The organism is Francisella halioticida, from assembly GCF_002211785.1.
GTDB lineage: Bacteria > Pseudomonadota > Gammaproteobacteria > Francisellales > Francisellaceae > Francisella > Francisella halioticida.
The window spans coordinates 1848520-1865766 of the sequence record NZ_CP022132.1; the positions used below are offsets into that span (position 1 = coordinate 1848520).

Consider the following 17247-nt stretch of genomic DNA (forward strand, 5'->3'; position numbering starts at 1 on the left):
ATGAGTGAGCAAGAGTTTTCAAACCTCTTAATTCATTGGGGGTACTTAGCTGTAGCCTTAGCTGTTTTTATTGAAGGTGAGATTTTTTTAATCATGGTAGGTATTGCTACAGCAGCAAGCCTATTTAGTTATCCTTTAGTAATCATAGCCGCAACTTTAGGAGCTATTGCTCACGATAATACGATATTTATCCTATCTAAATTTATTGGTAAGAAGCTTATTCAAAGAAAAGCATCTTGGAGCTATAAAGCTAAAAAGTCTTCAGAATTTTTAGAAAAATATGAATCATTAGCCATTCTTAGTATCCGATTTTTATACGGTTTAAGAACAGTAACTACCTTAATAGTTGGCCTTAGTAAAGTTAGTAAATATAAATTTATTTGCCTAGATGCTTTAAGTAGCTTTGTATGGTCATTTATTTACATAACTTTAGGATATTTATTTGGTTATGCTATCTTAAAATTTGTCAACCATGTAGACATATCCAACTGGATATCTAATAATAGATATCTATCTATATTTATACTTATTTTACTTTCAAGTATTATATATATTAGTTATAAAATATTTAGATCACGATCAAAGAGGCATATAAAATGAATAGTAGATTAGATCTTCTAAAAAAAGGAGCTGGAAATAGCAAGGGAAAAGATAATGAGAAAAAACCTCGAGCTAGAGTGCTTGATGAAGAATCTCAAGAATCACAACATAGACATGATGATTTAATAGAGAAAAATAACGATTTTGAAAGTGAAGCTGATCATTCGCAAAGTTCTGAGTACAACATTAACACTGATTCTGATAATGATGATTCAGATGAAAATATTAATGTCATTGAAATTAACTTAGATGAAAGTCAAAGTCTAGATATAGACCCTTCTCTATTAGATGATGATTTTAATGAAGTAAAAGAAACCCCAGATACTCTCGAAGAAAAACATGAAAAAGAGCATGACAATTTTGATAGTGACATAGTTGAAGGTAAGATATCTGTAGACTATAGTGAAAAAGATATCAAGCAAGAATTAGAATACATCTTCGATCAACGCGAACAAGTTAATGGTTTACATTTTCGCATAATTAAGGATGGGGGCATGGAAATTAATACCCCTAAAATTCTCCATCTTGGAGACATTATTAGAATATCAATCACACTAACAGAACTTAAAGAGCAGGTTGGTTGTGAAGCACGAATAGTTTCTATTTATCCTAAAAATATTCGTTTATCAAATAACGAAAATAGTAATCAATACCGTTATATAGTCCAATTTATTGGACCGAATTCTTCAGAAACTGAAAGAATTCTTAGTAAATATTTATTAGGATACAAAATAAAGTAATTTTTTATGTCAAAGCAAAAAACTATATTTATTTGTCAAGAGTGCGGTGCTACTTCGCATCGCTGGCAAGGACAATGTTACAGTTGCAATCAATGGAATACTCTGATTGAGGAAGTCCAAGTAGATGCTAGAAAAACTCCAAAGTCTCGAGCTGGATTTTCAGGAAGTATTACAAAAGCCACAGCTCTTTCAAATATTAAAGGTAAAGAACACTCTCGTATATCGACTGGTATATCTGAGTTTGATCGAGTTCTTGGTGGAGGAATAGTTAAAGGTTCTGTAACTCTAGTCGGTGGAGACCCAGGTATTGGAAAATCCTCTATCCTTTTACAGATAATGGCCTTTTTATCTTTAAGCAAAAAAGTCTTATATGTGAGTGGAGAAGAATCTTTAGAGCAAATAGCATTAAGGGCAGAAAGGCTTAGTTTACCTAAAGATAATCTGTTGATAATGTGTGAAACAAATATTGAACAAATATCTAATTATATTATTAAGCACAAGCCAGAAGTTATTGTTATTGATTCAATTCAAACTATATATAACCCCGAACTTCAATCTATGATAGGCGGCGTGTCCCAAGTACGTGAATCTACAGCATATATAACACAAGTTGCTAAACAACATGAGATAGCTATTTTTCTTGTTGGACATGTTACAAAATCAGGAGATGTTGCGGGACCCAGAGTTTTGGAACATATTGTTGATGCTGTAATCTTCATTGAATCACAAGATAATGGTAGATATCGTATGATGCGTGCACTTAAAAATAGATTTGGTGCTGTAAATGAAATTGGCATATTTGCTATGACTGATAAAGGTATGAAAGAGGTTAAAAATCCTTCAGCTATATTTTTAAATAATGGTCGTACAAACCTTATTGGTAGTGTAATAGTCTCTGTATGGGAAGGAACTCGCCCATTATTAGTTGAGCTTCAATCTTTAGTTGTTGATAAAAATATTAATCAACCTCCAAGAAGATTGTGTGTAGGTATTGACAGTAATCGTCTTGCAATGATTTTAGCAGTTATACAACGCTATATGCATATTGATCTATATGATAAGGATGTTTTTTTAAATGTTGTTGGTGGTATTAAAATAAACGAAACAAGTATTGATTTAGCTCTTATTTTAATAATCTATTCAAGCATCAAAGAAATAGAGATACCTCATGATATGCTAATAGTGGGTGAGGTTGGTTTATCTGGAGAAATACGCCCTATTCCATATGGGATAGAAAGAATTAATGAAGCAAAAAAACATGGTTTTAAAAAAATTATAGTTCCTCAGGCAAATATCTCAAAAACAATATCTGCCAAAAATATTGAAATTATTGGAATAACTAATCTTAATCAAATAAAAGATATAATAGTAGGATAAAAGATATGACATTTTTAGAGAATATAAACTTTTTAGATATCTTAATAATTGTAGTAATTTTAATACTAAGCCTATTTGCGTCAGTAAAAGGATTATTTAAAAATATAGTTTTATTAGTTTTAATGATTTTCTCAGTTGTGCTAGCCGGAATTTTAGCCCAAAAAATACAACAAGCGTATATTAATTCTTTAATAGATGATCCTAATATTGCATATATTGTATCATTTATCCTAGTCCTTCTTGGTGCATATTTAATAATATTTGGAATTATGAAAGTATTTTTACGCAACAACAAAGAAAAGGAAAGTCTTACAAAGACTATATTTTCTTTTTTTATTGCTTTAGTACGTTTTAGTTTTGTATTTGCAATAGTTTGTTCAACTCTTAATTCTTTTGAACAGGTAAAAGAAAATAGTCTCTGGGAAAACTCAACTCTTGTGAAACCTCTTGTCAAAGTTGGAAATTACGCATTTAATACAAGAGTTAGAATGCAAGAAACAAATCTTAAGGATTATGTGCCAAAAGAAGTTGCTGGAGGTTAAAACTTAGCTTTCATTTTTTAGCTGGCGAGTCATTAACTCTTTAACTATATCTTTAGGCTCTACTAACTCATATAAGACTTTATAAGCAGCAAAGACTAAAGGCATATCTATATCATATTTCTTAGCAAGAGTATAAACTGCTTTTGCTGTTGAATAACCTTCAACAACATTATTCACCTTTGTTAATGACTCTTCTATATTCATACCTTGACCAAGATAGAGCCCAAACCTACGATTACGTGATTGATTATCAGAACACGTTAAAAGCAAGTCTCCTAAGCAGCTAAGTCCCATAAAAGTTTCTAAGTTTGCTCCTAACTTAAGTCCTAATTTCTTAATTTCAGCAAGACCTCGTGTAATTAAAGCAGCATGAGCATTCACACCGAACTCCATACCATCAGCTGCACCTGCTACTATCGCAAGAACATTTTTAACAGCTCCACCAACTTGAGCACCTATAATATCCGTAGTTGTATAGCATCTAAAGTTTTCATTGCTAAATAATTCTTGTACATGCTTTGCATAGTCAATATCTTTAGATGCAACTACTACCGCTGTTGGTAGTTTATTTGCAACTTCTTTAGCAAAACTAGGACCTGTTAATAATGCAAATTTCACATCTGGCAAGATATCCTCAACAATTTCACTTAATAAAGCATAAGTATCATGGCAGAACCCTTTTGTTGCACTGATTATATTTTGGTGTGGTTGTATAAGTTCTTTAAGCTCTAAAATAATATCTTTAAAACCAGAACTAGGAGTCGCCACCAATATATCATCAAAGCCATCAATATTACCTTGCCAATTTTGAATAGCCCTTAGTTTATCTGGGAATTTTTCTATACTTGGAAGATATTTAAAATTATTATTATCTTTTAACATTTGTTGATTATGCTCTTCTCTCCAAGAACTAATCTTGACATCATATCCTTTATAAGCAAGTTGTAAAGCCAATGCCGTACCCCATGCTCCTGCTCCTAGAACGAGTATATTTTTTTGCATAAAATAAAACTATATATATGTTTTATTTCTACTATATTCTATAGTTATTAAAGTGTAAACAATTCTTATGTTTAATCTTAAATCTATTTTAAGAAAAAATAAAATTATTCATAAAACTATGCTATATAATGTCCCCAGAAAAAGATATTATTTTAACTATATTATTTCGTTATTTAGCGAAACATAGTTATAAAGATGAAACTAGCAGATATAGTCGACTTTCAAAAGGCACTAAGCGATGAGACAAGAATTCGAATTTTAATGGTAATATACCAACACGAATTATGTCTTTGTCATTTAGCACATATTTTCAAACTTGCTAACTCCACTATCTCTAAGCATTTAGATATTCTTAGGCGTAATGGGTTCATCCATAAACGCAAGCAAGGACGATTCCATTATTTTTATTTTAACTCTATTTATAAAGGACAATTAAATTGGCTTTTAAAAATACTTGAGGATGATAATACTATCCAAAATGATCAAAAAATAATTAAGCAGATGATAAAAGAAAAGCTCGAACATTTACCTGAAATACATGCAAAGGAGAGCTTCCTATGAGTAGCAGTAATCAATATTTAGAATTCAAAGTATACGGTTTAGACTGTGTTGAAGAAGTAAATATTATAAAAAAAGCTTTAGGTAAGAAGGTATTAGAAGAAAATATGCAATTTGACTTACTTAATGGAAAGCTTTTAATAGATCAGCAAGATATTTCTACAAAAGAAATTATTTCTTCAATAAAAAAATCTGGTCTAAGTGCTGTAATATGGCAAGATTATATTTCAAATAATCAAAACCCTAGCTTCATTGATAAACACCTTCGCTTAATTACAACATTAATTAGTGGTATTTTAATTGTCTTTGCATACCTATTACATGCTTTTGATCATGGTTTTAATAAAGGCATTTATAGATAGTGATAATGGTTCTAATGCAACGTTAATTGTTATATCACAGCTTAGTTATATCTTAGCTATATTATTTGGTAGTTGGTTTGTTTTCCCTAAAGCTATTTCTTCTGTAAAACGATTTGATGCGGATATGAACTTACTTATGGTAATTGCTATTGTTTGTGCTGCAGCTATTGGACAGTTTTTTTGAAGCTGCTGTTGTAAGCTTTCTCTTTTCTCTTTCTCTTGTATTAGAATCATGGAGTGTTGGTAATGCCCGCTCGGCAATAGCCAAGCTTATGGATCTAACGCCAGATACAGCTTTAGTGTATTGCTGTCACGATAAAGAGTTCGAGGAAAAATCTTTAACAGAAATTAATGTAGGTAAAAGACTACTTGTCAAACCTGGTCAAAAAATTGCCCTTGATGGAGTTATTATAAAAGGTGATAGTTTTGTAAACCAAGCTCCAATTACAGGTGAGTCAATCCCAGTAGAAAAATAAATTGGTGATGAAGTTTTTGCAGGCAGTATAAATGGTAACTCAGCCATTGAAATCAAAACTACAAAAACAGCGGATAATTCCTCCATAGCAAAAATTATTCAAGCTGTAGAACGTGCTCAATCAAAGCGTTCATCATCGGAAAAATGGGTAGATAAATTTGCTAGAGTTTACACTCCTTGCATGATAGTACTAGCTATACTAATCGCGATCTTTCCACCATTGTTCCTAGCACAACCATGGATTAAATGGATATATCAATTTAGTTATTCTTGTAATAGCTTGTCCCTGTGCGCTAGTTATATCAACCCCAATATCTATAGTTTCTAGCTTAGCAAAGGCTGCACGAAATGGTATTTTAATTAAAGGTGGCAATTTCATTGAGATTCCTACAAAACTTAAAGCTATTGCTTTTGATAAAACAGGAACTTTAACTCAAGGGCACCCAGTTGTAAAAAATACGATTGCTAGTGATAATTTTCAGAACAACAGTTAATCTCTATAGCAGCTAGTCTAGAAAAACACCATTGATCATCCTATTTCTAAAGCAATCATTGACTATGCAAATCAAAATAATATAGATTTTGATAAGATTACAAATACTAAAGTGCTTGGAGATAAAGGAGTAATAGGAGAAATTAAAGGTAGCTGTTTTTGGCTTGGTAGTCATGCTTTTGCTCATGAAAAGCGACTTTGTAATAACAAATCTTTACACGAGCAAACAACTAAACTTGGAGATAATGGCTTTACACTAATATTTGTAGGTAATGATAGAAAAATAATTGGAGCTATTGCAATACAAGATGGTATAAAAGATAACATTAGTAAACTGTCCCTGTTATTCAATACCACTTTATAAAATATTTTTATTCCTTGCTTTTATGCAGCATCTAAAATACCAGAATATACTTCATCAGGAGTCATATATCCAATACTAGAATGTAGTCTTTCATTGTTGTAAATATCAATATATTCTTTGATACCTACTTTAGCCTCTTTCATAGTTATATATGATGCCGGATAAACATTTTCATATTTCAGTGTTTTCCAAAATCTCTCAATTGCAATATTATCTATAGATCTTCCTTTAGCATCCATAGATATATTTATTTTATTATCAGATAATATTTTAATATGCTCTTTTGCTGTATATTGAGTTCCTTGATCAGAGTTAAAGATATCAGGTTTACCATATTTAAATAACGCTTCTTTTAACACACTAGTTGTTAGATGTGTATCCATAGTATTAGAAATCTTCCAAGCTAGTATTTTCTTGCTATGCCAATCTATTATGGCTGCTAAATATGCATACCCACATTCTAGTCTAATATACGTGATATCAGCACTCCATACCTTATTAGCTTTATCTATAACAACCTGATTCGTCTCATTTTTAAATACATTAAGTAAGTATGGATATTTCTTGTGTTGCTTATTAATGACAGTTGTCTTTTTTTTAGGATACAATGCCTTAATACCCATTAATTCCATAGCACTTTTGATTAGCTTCCTTCCAACTAGAAATCCTATTGTTTTTACGCATTTGTTTTTGCCAAGGATGTAATAAATCCGTATCCAATAAACTTGCACATGCAAGTGAATTTATGTAGGCAAGTACACTAACTTGATTCCAAATATCTAGTGTTGGAGTATCTGGAGTTTCATATTTACCTAAAAGTAAATGTTGCTTAGAAAACCTAAAGAAATGCTCAATATTAAATCTACTTGAATATCTAGAAAATATTTCAAAACTAGTCAGCTTTCCTCTATCTTTGCCAGCTAACATCAACCACATATTTTTGTAGTATACTGGATCTCCATTGTCTTTAAAAACTTGAACTTTAACAATATCAAAACAATTCTCATGCATTGGCATGTTCCTTTTTCCATGAATAATTAAATTATTCCAACGAGTCAATTTTACAGTATATACTTTTCCTCGTGTAGTAACTATTTCACATTGTTCAGAATCAGATGGAGCTGTAGTCCATATTGATTCATCATTTAATTTAAAAGACTCACCATATTTTTTGAGCTTATTATCACTATGATCTTGAAAAGATAAATTTCTAACAGAGTTAAACCTGCTTAACAATAATGTATTATTATGTTCTGAGTAAACTCTATGAATACATTCCATTGAACTGTATTTTGAGTCACCAATCAGAACATTAATATCTCCTGAATTCTCTTGATTAGATATGTATTTATGGAATTGATCTAAGTCTACACTAATACCAGAATCAGCAGCAGTCACTCGCTGCAAATTAACAGGTACCACCCATTGCCCCATCTCCTGACCTAAGTATACTAAATAAGAGTATGAATGACCTATGCCAACTTTACCCGTACCATTAGTCAATCCATAAACAAATCTTCTTCCATCCATGCTTTTTGAGTTAGGCTTTAAGATTGATGTTTCATCTAGAGCATAAAATGTATGTTGGATGAATTGTTTAATTTTATTTCATTAATCAATTTTGTTCCCACTTTACCCAATATCGATGATTGTGATTCTATCTTTAGTATCTGAGATATGCTGCTATATTGTCGAGTAAAAAATGGGGATAAAGATAGCTCAACAGCAGTTTTAGCATTTGATGATGATAAAGCATCTATTAATTCAAATGTGGTATCAGCATAAGTTTCAAAGCTATCATATAACTCTTCTCTAAATGAATTTGTATAGGCAAAATTACCAAAAGGAAAGGACATATAATGATCTATTTCAAAATTATTTACATGGAGATTATTATAATTTATTCAATGCCCAGACATCAAAAGTCCCATTAGATACAGATAATAGTTTAAGCTGATTATTTAAAGATAATTCTAGCTTAGTATCTACAGAGTTTACTCTATCATTTGATGATACCAAGCTTTTTAGCTTTCCCATTAAAAAATCCCTCTCTACTATTACCTCGACTAGTTCTTTACTTGTTGCATCTTTATCTTTTCTAAGCTCATCTATTTCCTGCTTATACTCCTTAACAACAGAGCTTTTATCAAATGCTAAGCAAGCATTAGATAAAAATTGCTGCTTCCAATTGTGCACGTTTTTAGGAAGTAAATCATACTTACTTGCTATCTCATTAACTGTCATATCGCCTTCTAGCAATTCTATAATTACTTTAGCTTTAAAATCAGCTGTATACGTTACTCTTTTTTTACTCATTTATCTATTTCCTAATTTATCTAGTTAAGTTTAACATCTAGGAATAAAAATCTTTCTAAAATCAGTAGCTTTTTCTGGGGACATTATAGCTATTGCTAAGCAAGCAGGCATTGATGAATTTCATGCTGAACTTTTACCTGAAGATAAGGTTACAAAAGTTGAAAAACTTGTTAATAAATATAAAAATGTTGCAATGATAGGTGATGGCATTAATGATGCTCCTGCCCTTGCCAGATCAAATCTAGGGATTGCTATGGGAGCTATTGGTAATGATATTGCTATAGAGACTGCTGATATCGCACTGATGTCTGATGATATTGGTAAACTACCATGGCTAATCAAACATTCAAAAAGAACATTAGATATAATAAAACAGAATGTAACTTTTGCTATAGCTGTAAAAGCTATTTTCATATCACTTGCTATGGCAAATTTAACTACTTTGTGGATGGCCATTGCAGCGGATATTGGAACAACTCTTATTGTTATAATAAATGCTCTAAGATTATTAAAGTAATCTAGATATCATATTTTTCCCATAATGGTAACATTCTTTTAATATCTTTCATAAACTTAAACAATCCGACATTTAACTCAACATTACCATTCGGGTCTGTAACCTTCTGAGGAAAGCCTATACCGACACCAAAAAGTCCTGGTGCTATAATTCCTGTTGTCGGATCATATCGTCTTACATCAATCCCTTCTGCACTTGGAACTCTTTGTTGAAAGCCTGTAGCGTAAACAATTTTATTATATTTATGTAAATGCTTGTTAACCTGCTCATCTGTAGACAAATATCTTTTAATCCTACTATCTAAATTCTGAGAAATATTTTTTCTAACCCATTTAGCTGTCTCTCCCTTTAAGCCAGAGTTATCATAAAGAATATAATCACCCATATTAACAGCATACTTTAATGGTTCTAGATAAAAATTAGCGACCTCTTTAACTCCAGATTCAAGCAAATTTTTAATAATTATCATAGCAGAATGAGAAGAACCGAAAACTGCCACTTTATCATCAGATTCAAGCTCTTGTTTTAACTTATTAGGAGTAAGGGCTATCGACAAATCAACTTCTTTAGTTACTTCAAAGTTATGAATATTTAATGACTTTGGTAAAGCCCCTGTAGCAAGAACAATCTTTTTGGCAATATACTTACCATGCTCTCCACAAAGATTCCAAGCACCATCAGATATTTTTAGATCTGTAACCACATCTTTACTATAATCAACTCTCTTTAAAAGATCATTCGTAACCCACTGTAAAGGCTTAGCAACCTCTTTTAATAAAGTAAATCCCTGCCTATCAAAACTATCTATAGCAAATTTCTGGTTATTTTTTTCATAATTAAATGATTTTATATCTTCCATAAATCTGAAAAAAAGTTCTACTGAAGTATTACTACTTACCTCACCCCACTTTTCTCCAAAATCTCCGACTTTAAAAGAAGGATCAATCCAAAGTATATCACTAGCTTCAACACCATTATTCAACAAAAATCCTAATGTTACCATGCCCGCCGGACCTGCTCCAATTATGGTCCATTCATATTTTTTAAGTGCTTTCATTTCTTTCCCTCTTACTGTTTCTTGCTTGTTTTATTTTATATTATATTAATTTTATATTATATTAATTTTATATTATATTTAAGTAATTGCTGTCGAATTAATTAGTAATTCTAATATTGCATATCAGAAAATCTTATAATACAATCTAGAAATATAAGTTTAACTAAAGTTTATATGCGAATCACATTAAAGCAACTTCAAGTTTTTGTTCATACTGCCAGAGCAGAGTCAATTAGTGCTGGAGCATAAAAATGCTTTATCTCTCAAGCTGCTGCAAGTATGTCACTATCTCAACTTGAAAATATGCTTGATACAACTTTGTTTGATCGTGTTGGCAAACTGATGAAGCTAAACGCTAATGGTAAAATCTTCTAGCCAAGGCTATAAAGATATTAGATGAGGTTCAAGAGTTTGAAACTTTCAGTGATAATGATTCTGAATTATCAGGAAAAATAACTATAGGTGCTAGTACAACAATAGCAAACTATATACTTCCTAAGTATGTAGCTACATTTAGAAAAATCCACCCAAATACAAACTTTGAAATAATATCTAGCAATACTAAAGAAATTATTAATCATGTTGAGTCTTTAAGCTGTGATGTCGCTTTTATAGAAGGTGAATGTGATAATCAAAATATAGAAGCTAATCTATGGAAAAAAGACGATTTGAAGATTATTTGCCGACCTAACCACCCATTACATGCTAAGAAAAATATAAAGATAAAAGATCTTCTAAAGTATGAGTGGGCTACTAGAGAGCAAGGCTCTGGTACTTTTGATATTTTTTTTAATGCTCTTAAAGAGAATACGTCGAGTATAAAAAAAGCAATTACCTTAAGTAACTCAGAGGCAATAAAGCAGTATGTTGCTCACAGTGACTGTTTAGCGTGCTAATCTGAAATAATAACAAATCATTCTGAGGATACTAATAAATATAAAACACTTAAAATACAAGATCTTGATCTCAGACGTAACTTATATAAACTATTACATAAGAAAAAATACAATACAGCCTTAACAAAGAGTTTCTGTAATTTCATAGAGGAAAATATAAAATAAGCTTGAAAAATAATTATTTCGTACCATCTTTATATTTAGATAACCCATAAGAAGGAGAGAAAAATGTCATTTGGAATAATTCTACTAATTATTATTGCAATAATTGCAGTATATATAGTAATGACGTACAACAAACTAATAGCTGAAATAGAAACTGTCAAAAATTCAGAAAAACAAATAGATGTTCAACTGGATCGTAGAGCTAAAGTTTTTGACTCTTTAGTTAATGTTGTAAAAAAATATATGGATTATGAGCAAACTACCTTAAAGCAAGTAGTAGCTCTAAGAAGTAAAGCCAATATTGCAAAAGAACAAGGAGATACTCAAACAAGAATTAGTGCTGAAAACAAAATATCTGACCTAGCAAAAGGCATAAGTGTTCAGTTTGAAAATTATCCAGAGCTAAAAGCGAATCAAAATGTAATTCAACTGCAAGAAGAAATCACATCTACTGAGAATAAACTGGCTTTTGCCAAGCAAGCTCTTAATGATTCAATAGAAAGATATAATGCCCACAAGAAATCTTTCTTCGCTGGCATTATGGTTAATTTTTTCAAAAAACTAAATGAAAATTTTATTTACTGGAATATCTCCGAAGAAAAAAAACAGCAATTAGAAGACTCTCGAGTGGAACTATAAAATGTCAAATACTGATAATCTTCAATATGGCTCAGTAAATTGGCGAGATGTTGTTCGCAAAAATACTCGTCGAACCTATTTTGTAATAGCAACATTCTTAGTTGTGTTTTTTTTACTAGGAATTTTTGTTGATACTTTTTGGCGTTACGGTGAGCTTGCAAATTATTACTACTCACATACTGGTAAGCAGTTGCCGATTAGCCAAGTATTTATGTGGCTAGTAACCTTCAAAATACCTCCATATGCTACTATGATAATATCAGTAATTGCTATAATATGGGTTTTTGTAACTTTTAAGATGTATGACAAAATCATGCTCTCTGGTACAGAATATCATGAGATTAATGCTGATAATCAAGATCCCTTAGCAAAAAAAGTTTACAATGTTGTTGAAGAAATGAAAGTTGCTGCTGGAATGCGTTATATGCCTAAGGTATTTTTAATTGATGCTAACTATATGAACGCTTTCGCATCAGGATATTCTGAAAAATCTGCAATGGTCGCTATTACAACAAAGCTTGCAAATGCTCTAAACCGCGATGAACTCCAAGCAGTAATGGCACATGAGCTAACACATATCCGTAATCAAGATATTAAGCTAAACCTATTTACAATGGTTTTATCAAATATGATGTTAATTATTATGGATTTCTTATTCTATTCAGCCCTTTTCTCAGGTAACAATCGTAGTAATAACAATCGTAATAATAATGCTGCAGTTTTTTTCATCATAATTATTGTTTTAAGATATGCGTTACAGATATTTACAATATTTATGATGCTATTCTTAAGCCGAACTCGAGAGTATATGGCTGATGCTGGAGCAGTTGAATTAATGCGTACGAATATGCCTATGGCAAATGCTTTGATAAAAATCGCAAATGATAGTAATACACAAGAGGCTCAATATGGTTATAAACACAACAAAAATGAAAATCTTCGCCGTGCTTCTTATATATTTGATCCGCTAAGTGCGGGTATTAATGGTGGTGATATGTCAGATTTTTTCTCTACTCACCCTTCCATAGAAAAAAGACTAGCATCAATTGGAGTTAAGTCATAATAAACATAAATATCAAAAAATCACATCTTTTAACATTCACAACTCGTTAAATCTACATTTTTTTTGATAAATATATTATAATAATCAGGAAATCTCATTCAGAGCTATAATTCTAAAAAGAAAATTTAACGCAAAATAAGTGAAATAAATGTCAGATCAACAACCACGTAAAAAACTTTCATTAGGTAGAAAAAAACTATCTACAGCTAGAATATCGAATATTAGTTCTAATCTTAAAACTAAGCTGCAAGCTAAAAAAGAAGATAATATTCAAGACTTCTTCCAGAACACAAACAAAGAACTTAAAGATTTATATCAACAAAGAGAAACTCTAAAAGAACAAATTAAGCAAATAGAGCAGCGACTACTTTTTGCAAAAAGTGAGCCTCTACAAGACTTCTTATTTGAATTAAAATCAAAAGATTTTGATTTACTAGTAAAAATAAATTCTTATATAAAAAATATTTAGAAAATTATTTTTTTAGAATATTAACTCAAATATCTCTTTAATACCTTTTTTAGCAAGGCCTAACATTTTTGCAAATTCTTCTTCTGAGAAATATTTGCCTTCTGCTGTTCCTTGAATTTCGATCATTCCTCCATTTGAATTCATTACTACATTCATATCAGTTTCAGCATTTGAATCCTCATCATAATCAAGATCCAATACTGGTTCATTGTTGTAAATACCTACAGAAATAGCTGCCACCTGTGATAAAAGTGGATTAACGTTGGCTTCTATCATACCTTTGTCTTTCATATACTTGATAGCATCTTTTATCGCTAATGATGCTCCTGTTATAGAAGCTGTGCGAGTTCCACCATCTGCTTGAATTACATCACAATCAACCTTAATAGTATTCTCACTTATTTTAGTCAAGTCAACACTAGCTCGTAATGCTCTACCTATTAGACGCTGAATTTCTTGAGTTCTACCAGATTGCTTACCGCGAGCTGCTTCTCTATCCATTCTAGTATGTGTCGAACGTGGAAGCATACCATACTCAGCAGTTAACCATCCTTCTCCAGAATCTTTTTTAAATCTTGGTACACCTGGTATCACTGAAGCTGTACAAAGAACTTTAGTATCACCAAATTCCACAAGAACAGAGCCTTCAGCATGTTTTGTAAAATTATGCGTAACTTTTATATTACGTAATTGATCATTATTTCTACCACTTGGGCGCATTTTGGAATCCTTTTATTAATTTCATAACTTTATAAGTGTATAATTATACAAATCGAAAATAAATAAGAAACCTTAACTTTAAGGTATTTCTAAGATATGAGTATAATAAGTAAAGATAGCTTAGACAAAGCTAAACAATATTGGCTTAATGATGCTAAAAATTTAGTTACTAGCTTATCTAAGTTCTATGGTGACATAAAATTGGATAAAATTTCACAAAAAATCACTCATGTAATACCACTAGAAGCAAGGTTACTAGGTGTAAATGATGCTCTTGTAAGACAAGTTACACTTTCTAACTCAGATAAAACTTTTGTTTTTGCTCGAACAATTGTTCCAAAAAACACTTATAATTATTTTACCCAAGAGTTAGAGAGCTTAGGCACAAAACCAATTGGCGATAATTTACTTTTTGATAAGTCAAAATTTGATAGAGATGAATTTATAATTCGTCAATTATCTACTAAAGATTTTCATCAAGAAACTGGTAGAAACACCAAACAAGAGATATTCTCCCGTAGTTCCATTTTTATATACAAAAATGACAAAAAACTTAAACTTCTAATTACAGAATATTTTCTAATTTTACCGGAACAATATTATGCTTAGTAAAGAAAAGCTAAATGCATATTTTATGCTAATGCGGCTACATCGCCCTATTCCAATACTTCTGATTTTATGGCCAACACTTACAGCTTTGGTTTTAGCAGACCATGGGATTCCAAACATTAAATACTGGATTATTTTTACTCTTGGTGTCGTAGTTATGCGTACAGTTGGTTGCATTGTTAACGATATAGCAGATATTGATTTTGACAAACATGTTACACGCACCAGTACTAGACCTTTAACAAGTGGTAAACTTAGTGTAAAAAATGCTATTTATATTTGTTTAATTCTTACCATAATTGCTTTTATTTGCGTCCTTTTTTTAAATGTTTTTACTATCCTCTTATCTTTTATAGCTTTATTTTTAGCCATACTCTATCCATTCTGTAAAAGGTTTTTTGCTGTACCACAGTTAATGTTAGGATTAGCTTTTAACTTTGGTATATTTATGGCTTTTTCAGCCATTCAAAATAAAATACCCTTAGAAGCTTTAATTTTCTATTTATCAACAATATGTTGGACTATAGCCTATGATACAGTCTATGCTTTAGCTGATAGAGAGTTTGATTTAAAAATAGGTCTAAAATCATCTGCTGTTTTATTTGGTGGTAAAGTATTTAAATACATATTTTTATTTAACTTTATCTCTTTAATATTACTTTTTGTTCTTGGTTTGTACTGCAATTTTAATATAATTTTCTATTTAGGGATCTTAATAGCAGCATTCTTTTTTATTAAAGATTATTTTATCTACAAAAAGCTAGGTATCACTAACTGTATAAAAGCTTTTTCTGATAATCATTGGGCTGGATTAATAATTTTTATTATAATATTGCTTCAATATATCTAGGATAGTATAGGATGAATCTATTGATAGGTGTAATCTTTGGATTTATATCAGTTGCTTTTGGGGCATATGCAAAACATGGCTTAAAGACTCAAATCTCAGCTGAACATTTTAATTTTATAATGACAGCTCTACGCTATAATAAAAAATATATGCTATCGTGATTAGTTGTATTGGTCTAGCTCTTTGGCCATGTTGCAATTATTTGAAAACTTATAGAAATAGAGATTCCCACTTTTCATTAGATACAATTAGGGCTATAGACATCAAATAATTCATTTATAAAACTAGCTTCAGACTTATTTCTCATTTTAGTCAAAATATTAAATTGACCCTTTTTAAACATTCTCATCCATTCATAGCCTGTGATAGTGGCATTAGCTATTTTCATAGATTTAAAATCCAACATTGGTTTTATTAATCGTTTGAGCTTAAAGACTGTTGATTTAATAAAAAAAGTTCTTAAGCTTGTCGAAATGATTTTCTAAAAGATTATAGACACTAGACTTAGCTCAGCCAGCTTATTTTTTTGAAAGTCTTAATTAAATCAACAAACTAATAAGCATTATATTTTAACTAATATATGCTTAAGCAATATAATTGGAGCATAAAGATGTGGAATGAAAGATACAACACTGAAGAGTATGTATACGGAAAAAAGCCAAATGAATTTTTAGAAGCAAATGTTCATTTTATTCCTAAAGGCAATGTTCTTAGTCTAGCTGAAGGTGAAGGTAGAAATGCAGTTTTTCTTGCTCAACAAGGATACTCTGTAACTGCAGTTGATTCATCTATAGTCGGTTTAAATAAAGCCAAAAAACTTACCGATAAAATGGGTGTTAGTATAGATCTTATTCATGCTGATTTAGCTGATTATGATTTAGGAGAAAATAAGTGGGATGGAATTATATCTATATTTAATCCAGTATCATCTTCAGTAAGAAAACAACTATATAAAAATATAGAGACTGGATTAAAAGTAGGAGGTGTATTTCTTCTTGAAGCTTATAGGCCAGAACAACTGAAAAATAGAACTGGCGGTGGTAATTCTGTAGATATAATGCAATCTAAAGAATCTATAACTAACGAACTTACAAACCTAAACTTTAAGCATTTAATTGAACTTGTTCTTGATGTGATTGAAGGAATTTATCATACAGGCATTGGTTCAGTAGTTCAGGCTATAGGTACAAAAACATAGCAAGTCAACTCATTACAAGATAATTTTAAAACTGCTAAAATTCATCCTATCTCAAGAATTTCTTTTAAGATAAGGACACATCTAAAAACTCGACTACATATTTCGATACAGTATAATATATGGTTCTGTTGCAACTATTGACCGCTAATTTCAAATATTCTAGATTTTATCTATAATTGTTATAGTTTTATATGTTATGACATGCTATAAAATTATTACTATTTAGTAAATATAT

Annotated in this window: 23 protein-coding genes and 3 pseudogenes; 18 read left to right on the forward strand and 8 right to left on the reverse strand. The window is 30.7% G+C overall.

From position 1 onward, the window contains the following. Genes CDV26_RS09805 through CDV26_RS09820 form a run of 4 tightly spaced genes read left to right on the forward strand, consistent with a single transcriptional unit; the run spans position 1 to position 3259 of the window. Positions 1-600 (forward strand): DedA family protein, encoded by a 600-nt coding sequence (locus CDV26_RS09805; protein WP_088773122.1) that lies wholly within the window; start codon positions 1-3, stop codon positions 598-600. Further along, complete coding sequence (locus tag CDV26_RS09810) at positions 597-1340, forward strand: PilZ domain-containing protein (RefSeq protein ID WP_088773123.1); 744 nt, start codon at positions 597-599, stop codon at positions 1338-1340. The genes CDV26_RS09805 and CDV26_RS09810 overlap by 4 nt, the downstream gene beginning before the upstream one ends. Before the next feature lie 6 nt (positions 1341-1346). Further along, the gene (gene radA, locus CDV26_RS09815; RefSeq protein WP_088773124.1) at positions 1347-2717 is read left to right on the forward strand and encodes a DNA repair protein RadA; all 1371 of its coding nucleotides are present in this window, start codon (positions 1347-1349) and stop codon (positions 2715-2717) included. A gap of 5 nt (positions 2718-2722) precedes the next feature. Then, positions 2723-3259 carry a CvpA family protein gene (locus tag CDV26_RS09820; RefSeq protein WP_088773125.1) on the forward strand — a complete coding sequence of 179 codons (537 nt, stop codon included), beginning with the start codon at positions 2723-2725 and terminating at the stop codon, positions 3257-3259. A 3-nt stretch (positions 3260-3262) separates the two neighbouring features. Here CDV26_RS09820 and CDV26_RS09825 read toward each other — a convergent pair whose 3' ends face one another. Beyond that, the gene (locus CDV26_RS09825) at positions 3263-4261 is read right to left on the reverse strand and encodes an NAD(P)H-dependent glycerol-3-phosphate dehydrogenase (RefSeq protein WP_088773126.1); all 999 of its coding nucleotides are present in this window, start codon (positions 4259-4261) and stop codon (positions 3263-3265) included. 195 nt (positions 4262-4456) lie between these two features. Here CDV26_RS09825 and CDV26_RS09830 point away from each other — a divergent pair, with 195 nt between their 5' ends. From CDV26_RS09830 to CDV26_RS14130, 4 genes are read left to right on the forward strand one after another with little or no spacing between them, the layout of a single operon-like run. After that, complete coding sequence (locus tag CDV26_RS09830; RefSeq protein WP_088773127.1) at positions 4457-4822, forward strand: ArsR/SmtB family transcription factor; 366 nt, start codon at positions 4457-4459, stop codon at positions 4820-4822. Next, positions 4819-5181: a heavy-metal-associated domain-containing protein gene (locus CDV26_RS13265; RefSeq protein ID WP_212789409.1), complete on the forward strand. Its 363-nt coding sequence runs from the start codon at positions 4819-4821 to the stop codon at positions 5179-5181. The genes CDV26_RS09830 and CDV26_RS13265 overlap by 4 nt, the downstream gene beginning before the upstream one ends. After that, positions 5153-5365 carry a hypothetical protein gene (locus CDV26_RS13270; RefSeq protein ID WP_212789410.1) on the forward strand — a complete coding sequence of 71 codons (213 nt, stop codon included), beginning with the start codon at positions 5153-5155 and terminating at the stop codon, positions 5363-5365. Before CDV26_RS13265 ends, CDV26_RS13270 begins: the two co-directional genes overlap by 29 nt. Next, entirely contained in the window at positions 5337-5657 is a 321-nt protein-coding gene (locus CDV26_RS14130) for a P-type ATPase actuator domain-containing protein (RefSeq protein ID WP_476701692.1), read from the forward strand. The genes CDV26_RS13270 and CDV26_RS14130 overlap by 29 nt, the downstream gene beginning before the upstream one ends. Before the next feature lie 225 nt (positions 5658-5882). Here CDV26_RS14130 and CDV26_RS13280 read toward each other — a convergent pair whose 3' ends face one another. Further along, positions 5883-6035, reverse strand: coding sequence for a hypothetical protein (locus CDV26_RS13280; RefSeq protein ID WP_245806585.1), 153 nt, complete (start codon positions 6033-6035; stop codon positions 5883-5885). A gap of 226 nt (positions 6036-6261) precedes the next feature. Here CDV26_RS13280 and CDV26_RS13285 point away from each other — a divergent pair, with 226 nt between their 5' ends. After that, the gene (locus CDV26_RS13285; RefSeq protein WP_245806438.1) at positions 6262-6513 is read left to right on the forward strand and encodes a hypothetical protein; all 252 of its coding nucleotides are present in this window, start codon (positions 6262-6264) and stop codon (positions 6511-6513) included. 20 nt (positions 6514-6533) lie between these two features. On the opposite strand, the gene CDV26_RS09840 is transcribed toward CDV26_RS13285, so the two are convergent. Genes CDV26_RS09840 through CDV26_RS12260 form a run of 4 tightly spaced genes read right to left on the reverse strand, consistent with a single transcriptional unit; the run spans position 6534 to position 8829 of the window. Next, positions 6534-7136 (reverse strand): IS3 family transposase, encoded by a 603-nt coding sequence (locus CDV26_RS09840; protein ID WP_245806439.1) that lies wholly within the window; start codon positions 7134-7136, stop codon positions 6534-6536. After that, positions 7126-8043 carry a hypothetical protein gene (locus CDV26_RS09845; protein ID WP_088773129.1) on the reverse strand — a complete coding sequence of 306 codons (918 nt, stop codon included), beginning with the start codon at positions 8041-8043 and terminating at the stop codon, positions 7126-7128. Before CDV26_RS09845 ends, CDV26_RS09840 begins: the two co-directional genes overlap by 11 nt. A gap of 35 nt (positions 8044-8078) precedes the next feature. Then, positions 8079-8369: a hypothetical protein gene (locus CDV26_RS09850; RefSeq protein WP_088773130.1), complete on the reverse strand. Its 291-nt coding sequence runs from the start codon at positions 8367-8369 to the stop codon at positions 8079-8081. Positions 8370-8406: 37 nt separating this feature from the next. Continuing rightward, positions 8407-8829: a transposase gene (locus CDV26_RS12260; RefSeq protein WP_157671591.1), complete on the reverse strand. Its 423-nt coding sequence runs from the start codon at positions 8827-8829 to the stop codon at positions 8407-8409. A 76-nt stretch (positions 8830-8905) separates the two neighbouring features. On the opposite strand from CDV26_RS12260, the pseudogene CDV26_RS09860 reads away from it, so the two are divergent. Next, positions 8906-9346: pseudogene (locus tag CDV26_RS09860) on the forward strand (HAD-IC family P-type ATPase); the annotation flags it as partial. Position 9347: 1 nt separating this feature from the next. Here CDV26_RS09860 and CDV26_RS09865 read toward each other — a convergent pair. After that, entirely contained in the window at positions 9348-10403 is a 1056-nt protein-coding gene (locus CDV26_RS09865; RefSeq protein ID WP_088773132.1) for an FAD-dependent oxidoreductase, read from the reverse strand. Between the two features lie 174 nt (positions 10404-10577). On the opposite strand from CDV26_RS09865, the pseudogene CDV26_RS09870 reads away from it, so the two are divergent. From CDV26_RS09870 to CDV26_RS09885, 4 genes and pseudogenes are all read left to right on the forward strand, one after another. Then, a pseudogene (locus CDV26_RS09870) lies at positions 10578-11464 on the forward strand (LysR family transcriptional regulator). A 63-nt stretch (positions 11465-11527) separates the two neighbouring features. Then, the gene (locus CDV26_RS09875) at positions 11528-12103 is read left to right on the forward strand and encodes a LemA family protein (protein WP_088773133.1); all 576 of its coding nucleotides are present in this window, start codon (positions 11528-11530) and stop codon (positions 12101-12103) included. 1 nt (position 12104) lies between these two features. After that, entirely contained in the window at positions 12105-13166 is a 1062-nt protein-coding gene (gene htpX / locus CDV26_RS09880) for a zinc metalloprotease HtpX (protein ID WP_088773134.1), read from the forward strand. Positions 13167-13314: 148 nt separating this feature from the next. Beyond that, entirely contained in the window at positions 13315-13635 is a 321-nt protein-coding gene (locus tag CDV26_RS09885) for a hypothetical protein (RefSeq protein ID WP_088773135.1), read from the forward strand. Positions 13636-13647: 12 nt separating this feature from the next. Here the strand turns inward: CDV26_RS09885 and rph are convergent, their stop codons facing one another. Continuing rightward, on the reverse strand, positions 13648-14355 hold the full coding sequence (gene rph / locus CDV26_RS09890; protein ID WP_088773136.1) for a ribonuclease PH: 708 nt from the start codon (positions 14353-14355) through the stop codon (positions 13648-13650). Positions 14356-14451: 96 nt separating this feature from the next. Between rph and CDV26_RS09895 the strand changes: the two genes are divergently transcribed. The 4 genes and pseudogenes from CDV26_RS09895 (at position 14452) to CDV26_RS09910 (ending at position 17012) form a co-directional block, all read left to right on the forward strand. Continuing rightward, positions 14452-14964, forward strand: a complete 513-nt coding sequence (locus CDV26_RS09895; protein ID WP_088773137.1) for a chorismate--pyruvate lyase family protein — start codon at positions 14452-14454, stop codon at positions 14962-14964. Beyond that, the gene (gene ubiA, locus CDV26_RS09900; RefSeq protein ID WP_088773138.1) at positions 14957-15814 is read left to right on the forward strand and encodes a 4-hydroxybenzoate octaprenyltransferase; all 858 of its coding nucleotides are present in this window, start codon (positions 14957-14959) and stop codon (positions 15812-15814) included. The genes CDV26_RS09895 and ubiA overlap by 8 nt, the downstream gene beginning before the upstream one ends. 11 nt (positions 15815-15825) lie before the next feature. After that, a pseudogene (locus CDV26_RS09905) lies at positions 15826-15998 on the forward strand (DUF423 domain-containing protein); the annotation flags it as partial. 426 nt (positions 15999-16424) lie between these two features. Then, positions 16425-17012 carry a class I SAM-dependent methyltransferase gene (locus CDV26_RS09910; protein WP_088773139.1) on the forward strand — a complete coding sequence of 196 codons (588 nt, stop codon included), beginning with the start codon at positions 16425-16427 and terminating at the stop codon, positions 17010-17012. Positions 17013-17247 lie beyond the last annotated feature (235 nt).

Bases quoted from the DNA above. Each gene is read 5' to 3' on its own strand.
- CDV26_RS09805 (WP_088773122.1), top strand. From the start codon at position 1: ATGAGTGAGCAAGAGTTTTCAAACCTCTTAATTCATTGGGGGTACTTA.
- CDV26_RS09810 (WP_088773123.1), top strand. From the start codon at position 597: ATGAATAGTAGATTAGATCTTCTAAAAAAAGGAGCTGGAAATAGCAAG.
- radA (WP_088773124.1), top strand. From the start codon at position 1,347: ATGTCAAAGCAAAAAACTATATTTATTTGTCAAGAGTGCGGTGCTACT.
- CDV26_RS09820 (WP_088773125.1), top strand. From the start codon at position 2,723: ATGACATTTTTAGAGAATATAAACTTTTTAGATATCTTAATAATTGTA.
- CDV26_RS09825 (WP_088773126.1), bottom strand. From the start codon at position 4,261: ATGCAAAAAAATATACTCGTTCTAGGAGCAGGAGCATGGGGTACGGCA.
- CDV26_RS09830 (WP_088773127.1), top strand. From the start codon at position 4,457: ATGAAACTAGCAGATATAGTCGACTTTCAAAAGGCACTAAGCGATGAG.
- CDV26_RS13265 (WP_212789409.1), top strand. From the start codon at position 4,819: ATGAGTAGCAGTAATCAATATTTAGAATTCAAAGTATACGGTTTAGAC.
- CDV26_RS13270 (WP_212789410.1), top strand. From the start codon at position 5,153: ATGGTTTTAATAAAGGCATTTATAGATAGTGATAATGGTTCTAATGCA.
- CDV26_RS13280 (WP_245806585.1), bottom strand. From the start codon at position 6,035: ATGAAATTGCCACCTTTAATTAAAATACCATTTCGTGCAGCCTTTGCT.
- CDV26_RS09840 (WP_245806439.1), bottom strand. From the start codon at position 7,136: ATGGGTATTAAGGCATTGTATCCTAAAAAAAAGACAACTGTCATTAAT.
- CDV26_RS09845 (WP_088773129.1), bottom strand. From the start codon at position 8,043: ATGGATGGAAGAAGATTTGTTTATGGATTGACTAATGGTACGGGTAAA.
- CDV26_RS09850 (WP_088773130.1), bottom strand. From the start codon at position 8,369: ATGTCCTTTCCTTTTGGTAATTTTGCCTATACAAATTCATTTAGAGAA.
- CDV26_RS12260 (WP_157671591.1), bottom strand. From the start codon at position 8,829: ATGAGTAAAAAAAGAGTAACGTATACAGCTGATTTTAAAGCTAAAGTA.
- CDV26_RS09865 (WP_088773132.1), bottom strand. From the start codon at position 10,403: ATGAAAGCACTTAAAAAATATGAATGGACCATAATTGGAGCAGGTCCG.
- CDV26_RS09875 (WP_088773133.1), top strand. From the start codon at position 11,528: ATGTCATTTGGAATAATTCTACTAATTATTATTGCAATAATTGCAGTA.
- htpX (WP_088773134.1), top strand. From the start codon at position 12,105: ATGTCAAATACTGATAATCTTCAATATGGCTCAGTAAATTGGCGAGAT.
- CDV26_RS09885 (WP_088773135.1), top strand. From the start codon at position 13,315: ATGTCAGATCAACAACCACGTAAAAAACTTTCATTAGGTAGAAAAAAA.
- rph (WP_088773136.1), bottom strand. From the start codon at position 14,355: ATGCGCCCAAGTGGTAGAAATAATGATCAATTACGTAATATAAAAGTT.
- CDV26_RS09895 (WP_088773137.1), top strand. From the start codon at position 14,452: ATGAGTATAATAAGTAAAGATAGCTTAGACAAAGCTAAACAATATTGG.
- ubiA (WP_088773138.1), top strand. From the start codon at position 14,957: ATGCTTAGTAAAGAAAAGCTAAATGCATATTTTATGCTAATGCGGCTA.
- CDV26_RS09910 (WP_088773139.1), top strand. From the start codon at position 16,425: ATGTGGAATGAAAGATACAACACTGAAGAGTATGTATACGGAAAAAAG.